3 protein-coding genes are annotated in these 994 nt (G+C 48.1%); all 3 read right to left on the reverse strand.

The window, feature by feature from the left end:
* Positions 1 to 7: 7 nt before the first annotated feature.
* Positions 8 to 166 carry a hypothetical protein gene (locus tag JYJ39_RS13920; RefSeq protein ID WP_205205244.1) on the reverse strand — a complete coding sequence of 53 codons (159 nt, stop codon included), beginning with the start codon at positions 164 to 166 and terminating at the stop codon, positions 8 to 10.
* Positions 167 to 168: 2 nt separating this feature from the next.
* Positions 169 to 726 (reverse strand): hypothetical protein, encoded by a 558-nt coding sequence (locus tag JYJ39_RS13925; RefSeq protein WP_205205245.1) that lies wholly within the window; start codon positions 724 to 726, stop codon positions 169 to 171.
* An 11-nt stretch (positions 727 to 737) separates the two neighbouring features.
* A partial coding sequence (locus tag JYJ39_RS14140; protein ID WP_205205248.1) for an ATP-binding cassette domain-containing protein occupies positions 738 to 994 on the reverse strand: 257 nt, incomplete at its 5' end.

The raw sequence follows: 994 nt of genomic DNA on the forward strand, positions 1-994 counted from the left end.
AGACAAATTATACCATTTGCATGGAATTTGCGGGGTTTTTCAACGGCCTGTTAATACCTTTTGCCTCCTGATCTTTAATAAAAGCATCAAGCCCGTCAAGCGCTGCGCTTGATGCATCATCAAGCCCATCCATTTTTCCGTTTTTCCCATCTTGATTACAGCCCATTTTTATGCCCTCCTATTTGAAAAAACAATCATATAAATTTGCATTATTCCAATACCAAGCACCCCTGATAGCATTAGCGCCGACGGCGCAACGCCAGATACCCAAATGGCTTTCTCGCCCCGCCTAAGGGGGTAATCAACCAACCATAACATCGCAAAATATAAAACCCCGTAAAAAAATATGGAAAAAATCAAATGGGGCAACCACCCACCAAACCGTTCAGCTATTTGATTCCAAGTCTTGGCATACCGCGCTCGACCACCGTTTCTTCTAATAATCAGATAGGGAAGCAGCGGCGGGAATAGCCACGCAGCCAGCACATGGCAGTGAATAAAATATTGGGGCTTATCAGCAAAAGCAATCGAGAATTCAGACAAATAAGGATTAATTGTGCTGGCCATAGCAAATGCCATCGCCCCCACAGCAGTATCCAGCCAGCCAACAGGAATTAGCCAAACAGCCAAAAAATACCCAACAATCAACAATATCTCTGGGAAAGAGATTGCCAATGGGTTGGGCTGCGGTATCTGATCATCTTGATGGGGGATACGTTTTTTCATGCTCACTCCTATTACGATTTAATGCATAAAGCATGGCCGCCCATATTCACGACCTCATCCACTTGAAGTCCGCGCGGCACTTGGTGCGTGATGAAGATCATCGTGACCTTGCCCTTGAGGCGGTTGATGGTCTGAGCGAAGTGCTCGGCGGTCTGTTGATCCAAATTGGAAATCGCCTCGTCAAAGATCAGCACCTTGGGGCGTTTGAGCAGGGCGCGGGCGATGGCGATGCGCTGGCGCTGCCCGCCGGATAGCCCGGTGCCGCGTT

Origin of the sequence: Azonexus hydrophilus (assembly GCF_905120355.1) — a bacterium.
In the GTDB taxonomy this organism is placed as follows: domain Bacteria; phylum Pseudomonadota; class Gammaproteobacteria; order Burkholderiales; family Rhodocyclaceae; genus Azonexus.

Excerpts from the sequence above, each read along its gene's own strand:
- JYJ39_RS13925 (WP_205205245.1), bottom strand. The coding sequence starts at position 726 with ATGAAAAAACGTATCCCCCATCAAGATGATCAGATACCGCAGCCCAAC.
- JYJ39_RS13920 (WP_205205244.1), bottom strand. The coding sequence starts at position 166 with ATGGGCTGTAATCAAGATGGGAAAAACGGAAAAATGGATGGGCTTGAT.